Below are 8,675 nucleotides of genomic sequence, written 5' to 3'. Positions count from 1 at the left end.
CATGAGCTTATGCGTTTAAAGCCCAATAAATTACCCTATTTTCAGAAGGGTCTGCGTGCTATGTTCCTTATCCAATCTGCTTTTTAGCTTCTTTGTCACCTTTTCAGCTTGAATTTATAAATTTATTATTTCTTTTTTCGTTTAATTAATTATGACTGTTGTAATTGCGAATGTTGAAATTCTTGTCTTTTACCTAGACATAAAATGCTGGATAAATTTCGGAAAAATTATTGTTAGCTTAATTCTGGTGATTGCGGTTATTTATTAGCTTCACATCTACTATAAATGCTACTTTAAAAACTAGATATCCCTGTGTAAAAAGGTGATTATCAAGAGTACTAATTAGACCTATTGCGCAAATACAAAATTTGCCCTCATCCCTAATCCCTTTTCCAAAAATTGGGAGAAGGGAAACCAATTTCAAAGTCGCTCTCTTCAACTTGGGAGAGCGACTTAGGGTGAAAGCTCATTGATTCATGCAATCTATTCTTTATTTAGTACCGTTCCAAGCAGCACTAGTATTACTTTTTTAACTCACAAAAACCATGAAAAACAGATAATTAAAATAAAAGTGGCATTTTTTATTTTAAGTTTAAGTGAAAACTCTCTGCAATTATGCAAACATCTATGCAAAATTTTCTCCAAAGCTAGTCACCCATGAAATTAAATTTACAATGTAATAGTAAACAAGTGATCTAAAATCGATTTTGGCAATTTGAGTATCCATCTTGGCATTTTTTACTGGTTTTGATAGGCTAGATTAATGAAGGTCATTCACTAAGTACTTTTACGAAAAACTTATAGGAATTCTATTTGATTATTGAAAAGCTAAATATGAGCTTTACTAATCCGGGTGAGCGTCTCAGTAAACTTACCAGGAATCAAACTAGAGTCCTATATTGTGTACTAATGAATTCTGACTAATAACTAAATTAATTAATAATAAAGTGAGGAGTCACTAGTGAAGCATCAGGAAAACCGAAAAGATATAAATTTAAAAATTAAAGAAGCTAGAAGATTATTTATTTTAAGTTGTGAAATTGTAGTTTTCAATTTTTTGAGTATTTTGCCAGTAACGGCGGCGACTGAAGAACCCGTATTGAGTGTAGTGTATGGTCAAGAAAATGCAAATCAATGGAGAGGGATAAGCGATCGCTTACAGACAATAGGGATGAAATATTGTGTAATTTCCCTCAGTGATGTCAAGAGTGGGGGAGATTGGGGCGATCGCCGGGTCTTATTTTTACCAAACGTCGAGACATTAACACCAACTCAAGCGATCGCTCTAGAAGACTGGATGAGTAAGGGAGGGCGTTTGATTGCTAGTGGGCCTATAGGTAGTTTGTCATCCCCAGGAGTACGGCAGTTATTGCGATCGCTCTTAGGAGGTTATTGGGGATTCAGCCTTAGTGACACAGAACAGATTCAAGCTGCAAAAACCAAGATCCCAGAATGGACAAATCAAACTGGACTCTTTGGTAAAGTGCGCGGTGGCGTTGTGATTCCTAACGATATGGGCACTGAATCTCCTGCTGTTTGGAATTCCAAAGATAATCCGGCCGCAGTAGTGACAACTGAGCGTTCTACCTTTTTAGGCTGGCGCTGGGGAACAGATACAGCCTCAGCAGCCGAGTTAGATAATGCCTGGTTAAAAACTACTGTCAATCACTATTTGACAGCACTAGCGCCATCAAATCGCACCAAAAAAATAGCAGGAGGTTCCCAAAGCTGCTCTACGACTGTGGCGGCTGCACCCTTAGTGCAGGGGAGCAGAGAGGCAGGGGGGCAGAGGAGTAGTTCATCTTCCTTATCTCCCTCATTTACTCCTCCTAAAACTGCCACTGCTCCTATACCTAGAACGTTGCCTATGGTCAAACCTCCAAATTCTCAGGAGGCTATTGACCAATTAGAACAAGCAGTGCGTTTGGATGTTGCACCCAACTCCAATGAGCCGATTGATCACAATCAAGCGATCGCTCTCCAGCAAGAACTAGAAAATCTGATTGGTCGAGTGGAAAGCTCTCATTTAGCGGTGTTAGCCGATGCGGCTAATGTTGGTGAAGCCATATCTGAGGAAAAGCAGTCTTCTAGGCATTTGAACACTTACACTCCTCAATCTCTCAAAGAGCAGTCAATACAATTGGCCTCAATCAAACTGGGGGCGCTAGCCATAAGTAAAGAGCAAGCTTTGGCACAAGCAAGGCTAATTGCCAAAAATTTACCGCAATTAATTGCTCAAAAAAACTATGCTCTAGCTCGTCAGCAATGGCTGATCGCTAAAACGACTTTGTGGCAGCAGTTTCCTATTGATCGCAGACTAGCTCAACCAGAAATTCGGGCAGTTTGGTTAGATCGGGGGACAATTGTGCGTGCTGGTAGTAAAGCGGGACTAGCCCAGATTTTTGATCGCCTCGCCCAAGCCGGAATTAATACCGTCTTTTTTGAAACTGTTAACGCTGGCTATACAATTTATCCGAGCCAAGTCGCAAAAGAGCAAAACCCATTAATTCGTGGGTGGAACCCACTGGAAGAAGCTGTGAAACTAGCCCATGAGCGAGACATGGAATTACACGCTTGGGTGTGGACTTTTGCTGCTGGCAATCAACGTCATAATCAAATTCTCAACCTTAATCCTAATTATCCAGGGCCAGTACTAGCGGCTCATCCCGATTGGGCAAACTACGATAACCTTGGCAACATGATTCCCGTTGGTCAGACTAAGCCATTCTTCGATCCAGCCAACCCCGAAGTGCGGCAGTACTTGCTCAAGCTGTATGAGGAAATCGTCACTAAATATAACGTGGATGGTCTACAGCTAGACTACATTCGCTACCCTTTCCAAGACCCATCAGCAGGTCGAACTTATGGCTATGGCAAAGCTGCAAGAGCGCAATTTCAGAAACTTACTGGTGTAGATCCAGTGAATATTTCTCCTAGCCAAGCAGACTTGTGGCAAAAATGGACAACATTTCGCACCGAGCAAGTTGATAGCTTTGTCGCCCAAGTATCACAGCAGTTGCGACAAAAGCAACCGAATTTGATTTTGTCGGTTGCAGTATTTCCTTTGCCAGAAATAGAGCGGATTCAGAAAATTCAACAAAATTGGGAAACTTGGGCAAGGCGAGGGGATGTAGATTTAATTGTTCCCATGACTTATGCTCTCGATACTTCTCGGTTCCAACGACTGGCCCAACCCTGGATTGCCTCTAAACAATTAGGAGCTACCTTGTTAGTGCCGGGAATTCGCTTACTTTCTTTGCCAACAATCGGAGCATTCGATCAACTCCAGTTGGTAAGGGACTTGCCAGTTAGTGGTTATGCACTATTTGCCGCCGAGAATTTTAGCAACGATCTCCAAAAACTCTTTAGTAGCACCCAAGGTAAAATTCAATCCACAACAAGTGAACCGATTCCTCACCGCCAGCCTTTTCAAACTGCTGCCATCCGTTACACCGCCCTACAACGGGAATGGAAATTTGTTTTCCAAAATGACCAACTCCAGAGGTCTGCTGAGAAAATTTCAGATTTTAACAATCAGGCAGAAGTTTTACGCAGTGCTTTAAATCAACTTGCGGCTTCCCCTTCTGCTAATAAGTTACTCGTGGCAAGAGCCTCTCTAACTCGGTTCCAGTCTCAATTTCGAGTATGGATGAGCCAAGAACTTAAGTCGAATTCCTATCAAGTCAAAGTTTGGGAAAATCGCCTCGTAACTATAGAAAGGCTATTACGTTATGGCGAACGGCGGGTGCAGTTGCGTCCTTTGTGAAGAGGCACAGAGGCGGGAAGCAGGGGAGCAGGGGAGCAGGGGGAGATGAGGGGGAATTATTGAATAAATCTCTCCCTTGTCTCCCCCCTCTTGCTTGTCTCCCTTGTCTCTTTCCAATGCCCAACTAGCTGGATATAAGCTAGTTTGTAATTCTTAACACACTTTTTGTAATGTTTGTATCCCAAATATTACTACTTGTTTAGCGTCAAAATATTGGAAAATACTTAGAGAATCAGCTTTAGATAACTATTATTTGATGATAGCTATCGTTAAAATCTATGCAAGCCTTACCTCAGCTCATTTGGCTACAAAGCTTAAAGTTAAAAATTGACTGTTTGCCACTGATGATTGTGTTAAAAACATCACTATTAAAGTAGATGCTATGTCTATAACGGGCTAGGCTTACGCACTAATGTAGCATGGGTTAAGAGTGTCTTGTTTTTTCATCTTCGTAGGTAGTAAGATACTTCACCAAGCATGATGTGGTACTGCTTGTAGCTTCTAGAACTAGCTTGAAAACAGCCAATACTTCTGAAGTTATGCATACCTTATTCATGACATTGAATGTGCCAGAGTTTTTACAGACAGTCTCAGTGCTATCACGGTTTTAACAGCAGCAATTCAAACTACTGCTAGTTGTAGATAATCAAGGTAATATTGTTGGTAATATTACTCCTGAAAGTATCAGTCAAGCACTAGCACAAGAAACAGAAAAAACTAGAATTAATGCTAGTATTGGTTCCTTTGAGGTAGAACATCAGATTTTCGTTGAGAGACAATTACTCAAGTCCCAAGGGTTACTAGCACGCGCTATAGTACGTAAAGCTACGGCAGGCAAATACACTAACTTCATTGAAATTTATGAGGAAGATTTGGACTTCTACCGTAAGTCTAATAGGGTCATGCAGACAAATACGCCAAAATATCACATAATCATGACTGAAATATTGAATGATGTGTTGATTATTGGCCAGTTAGAAGTGGGAAAATTAGAGTATAGACCAACATCCTTCAATTTGGTTGAACATAGCCGACAATCGCCAGAACAAATACAGATGAATCTGGGCTATCGGCGCTTGATTTTTTTCACCAGTCAATATAAATCTGTAACCTGCTGCATGGATAAAAAAATGCTGGCACACATTTTGACTAACTTGTTTTCAAATGCAATTAAATATTTATCAGATGATAGCATTTTAAATTTTAATTTACTTAATCTATATAGACAAATCGTATTTAAAATTAAAGATTGGAAAAATGGTATTTTTCAATAAGATATACTATATTTTTTTGAAAAATTTTGTCACCCTATAAATGGTGTTAATATAACAGGTACTGTATGAGAAATAGCAATTTAAAAAAGTGTGTACATATCTAAAAAGTTAAAATATTTATTATTAAGTCTAGTGACATTTATAATAATTCTTGCTGGATGTGTCCTTAAATAACAAAATAAAATATAAATATGAGGTAAGTTATGCCCAAAATCTTAATAATAGAAGATGAAGAAGCAGTCCGTGAAAACATTTTAGATTTGCTAGAAGCTGAGGATTTTGAAACTATTGCTGCGGCTAATGGCAGAATCGGGGTAAATTTGGCTATCTCCGAAGTTCCTGATTTAATTCTTTGTGATATGATGATGCCAGAAATTGACGGTTATGGCGTGCTAACAGCATTACGTCAAGATCCATCAACGGCAACAATTCCCTTCATCTTTCTCACTGCCAAATCTGCCAAATCTGACTTCCGTCAAGGTATGGATATGGGTGCAGATGACTATATAACTAAGCCATTCACTCGATCTGAGTTATTAAGTGCTATCATGAACAGGTTGGAAAAATACGCGACTTTAAAAAGGTATTTATCTCCTCAGACTGTAATTAATAACTTGTCTCCAAAAATGCAGTTGTTAGAAATTAGCTTACACCGAGCTATACAACAACATAATTTTCAAGAATTTGAAATTTATTATCAACCAATAGTCGATATTGCTTCTGGAAAAATAGTAGCTGCTGAAAGTTTATTGCGCTGGCAAAGTCCAGAATTGGGGATGATTTACCCAACAGAATTTATTCCATTAGCAGAGTCTACAGGTTTAATTATTCCAATTGGTAAATGGGTATTAAAAAGGGTATGTCAACAAATTAAAAGCTGGCGCGATGCCGGAATTAGTTCTTTGATTGTTGCTGTAAATCTGTCAGTAATTGAATTTAATCAACCAGATTTCATTCATAATATAGTCAATTTTCTAGCTGTAAATGAGTTGGAACCACATTACTTGGAACTAGAACTGACTGAAAGTATGATTATGCAAGATGTAAATAGTGCGATCGCTACTATGAGCAAATTGCAATCCTTGGGTGTAAAAATTGCGATCGATGATTTTGGAACAGGTTACTCTTCTTTGATTTATCTGAAAAACTTACCAATTAACACATTAAAAATAGACCGCTATTTTATCCATAATGTTGCTAACGATTCGCAAAAGTCAGCCATCGCTAAGGCATTAATTCAGATGGCTCATAATCTCAATCTAGATGTAGTGGCTGAAGGTGTAGAAACAGAAGCAGAACTAGGTTTTTTACGCAAACACAACTGTAATTCTATGCAAGGTTTTCTATTTAGTTGTCCCTTACCAGCAGCAGAATTTGAAAGTTTTTTGTTTCATTAACAAATGTTTGTACGTGTAAATATTGGGCATTGGGCATTGGGCATTGGGAATAAAATTTAGTCACTAGTGCTTTATTTTTGAATTGTTAATAGGTTGACTAACTAAGAAAAATCAAACTTTTGACTGGCGACAATTATTAAGTCTTAAGTCTAGAGTAAGTAAAGTTGTGTATCGCGATCTACCACCATGAAAGTCCCTGCGCGTTTCTTGCTGCCAGTTTTTTTAATGACCTTGGCAGCAGCCTGTAACCAGACTCGCGCTAACTCAGATAATCCTACACCTCAAAAATCTGTACCTTCTGCCCAACTGACACAGAATCCTACAGAGCCAAAAAATATTGTCCGTACTGAAGCAATTTCACCTACACCCATCCGAATCAATCTGAAGAATTTACCAGCACCCTTCGCAACAGAAAGCGCCTCCAAGCAGCCTGAAGTTGTGCCTATTCCCCAAAATCCGGTGCTGCGTGTACCACAAGGCTTCACAGTGAACGTCTTTGCTAAAGGTTTAGATGCCCCACGCTGGTTAGCTTTAACCCCTAGTGGTGATGTCTTAGTGACCGAAACTGGGCAAAATCGCATTCGTCTGTTGCGTGATAGCAATGCTGATGGTGTAGCCGACGTTCGAGAAACCTTTGCTAGTAGGGACAATGGACTCAATCGACCGTTTGGGATGGCTTTTGCAGGTAATTCCTTTTTTCTGGGGAATACAGATGCTGTGGTGCGTTTTCCCTATACTCAAGGTCAAAATAAGATTACAGCTAAGGGAGAAAAAATCGCCGACTTGCCCGCTCAAGGTTATAACAATCATTGGACGCGCAATGTCGTTGTCTCACCCGATCGCAATAAATTATATATTTCAGTTGGATCGGGAACTAATGTAGATGAAGAACCCCTACCACGGGCTTCGATACAGGTGATGAATTTAGATGGTTCCGAGCAGCAAACTTTCGCTTCCGGCTTGCGTAACCCTGTTGGTTTAGACTTTCATCCTGTAACTAAGGAACTTTATGCCACTGTTAACGAACGGGATGGAATTGGTGATGATTTGGTGCCAGACTATTTGACACGCGTTAAACAGGGGGCATTTTACGGCTGGCCCTATGCTTATCTAACACCAAACAACCTCGATCCGCGCCAAAAGACAGATGACAAAAGTAAACGTCCCGATTTAGCAGCCCGGACTCAAACGCCAGATGTGCTGTTCCAGGCGCACTCAGCAGCATTGGGTTTGCAGTTTTATGATGGTAAAACGTTTCCAAAAAAATACCAGAATGGTGCTTTTGCTGCTTTTCGTGGTTCTTGGAATCGCGATCGCGGCACTGGTTATAAAATTGTATTTGTTCCCTTCGATGCTAAAGGGCGACCGCTTGGCTACTACGAAGACTTTCTTACAGGATTTTTACTAAATCCTTCTGTACCAACCACTTGGGGACGACCTGTAGGTTTACTCGTGTTGCCAGATGGCAGTCTACTACTGACAGAAGAAGCCAATAATCGGATTTATCGGATTCAATATACGGGGGAGTGAACAATTCAAAATTAATAAATTCGGGGATAAAATCTGTAAGCTGCGGTCAAATTAGAGCAGTTGTCATTATTTATAGAAAGATAAGATGTTGTGACTGCATCTTTGTACCCAGGTTTATCTCGTTTACGGTAAATTACTGATAAATACTAATACTTATCTGGTTGAGAAATTGATTATGACTCCTAATGAAAATAATACTCAGTCAAATATCAACGAATTGTCTGCACATTCAGGTACACGATATTGGGGTGAGGTGGAGGTAATCGAAGAGGGAGAAACCTATAGAATTAGTCGTGTGGAAATCAAGCCCAGGCACAGCATTAAACCACAAATTCATTATCACCGCAATGAACATTGGGTTGTAGTTTCCGGTGTGGCAAAGGTGACTTGTGGCGATGCGGAAATATTACTCAATCGAAACGAATCAACTTATGTCCCCTCAGCAACTCTACATAAAGTAGAAAATCCTGGACATATACCGCTAATTATTCTGGAAATTCAAAATGGTGAATATTTGGGTGAGGATGATACTGAGCGCCCTTATGACTTAAATTTGGTCAAACCTGTAGCTGAAGGTCAGTAAGGGCGGGGGATGAGGGGGAGATGAGGGAGATGAGGGAGATGAGGGAGAAATAACTAATGCCCTGTTTGGCCCCTAGCTATCTAATTGGTATACAAAGCAGGTAAGCTGAAAACTTGCATCTAGCA

5 protein-coding genes are annotated in these 8,675 nt (G+C 40.0%); all 5 read left to right on the top strand.

Annotated features, from left to right (window positions below; translation table 11 throughout):
- The first annotated feature begins 961 nt into the window (after positions 1 to 961).
- On the top strand, positions 962 to 3,766 hold the full coding sequence (locus HWQ58_RS27250) for a family 10 glycosylhydrolase (RefSeq protein ID WP_292869869.1): 2,805 nt from the start codon (positions 962 to 964) through the stop codon (positions 3,764 to 3,766).
- A gap of 935 nt (positions 3,767 to 4,701) precedes the next feature.
- Complete coding sequence (locus HWQ58_RS27245) at positions 4,702 to 5,040, top strand: hypothetical protein (protein WP_292869866.1); 339 nt, start codon at positions 4,702 to 4,704, stop codon at positions 5,038 to 5,040.
- Between the two features lie 203 nt (positions 5,041 to 5,243).
- Positions 5,244 to 6,437, top strand: a complete 1,194-nt coding sequence (locus HWQ58_RS27240; RefSeq protein WP_292869863.1) for an EAL domain-containing response regulator — start codon at positions 5,244 to 5,246, stop codon at positions 6,435 to 6,437.
- A 186-nt stretch (positions 6,438 to 6,623) separates the two neighbouring features.
- Positions 6,624 to 7,967 carry a sorbosone dehydrogenase family protein gene (locus HWQ58_RS27235; protein ID WP_292869860.1) on the top strand — a complete coding sequence of 448 codons (1,344 nt, stop codon included), beginning with the start codon at positions 6,624 to 6,626 and terminating at the stop codon, positions 7,965 to 7,967.
- Between the two features lie 175 nt (positions 7,968 to 8,142).
- A complete protein-coding gene (locus tag HWQ58_RS27230; RefSeq protein WP_292869857.1) occupies positions 8,143 to 8,550 on the top strand; it encodes a phosphomannose isomerase type II C-terminal cupin domain in 408 nt (135 codons plus the stop codon).
- The last annotated feature ends 125 nt before the right edge of the window (positions 8,551 to 8,675 follow it).

This window comes from Nostoc sp. LPT (assembly GCF_017115165.1).
Lineage (GTDB): Bacteria > Cyanobacteriota > Cyanobacteriia > Cyanobacteriales > Nostocaceae > Nostoc.
Note: the sequence above shows the minus strand (reverse complement) of the source record. Positions and strands in the feature narration are given on the sequence as shown.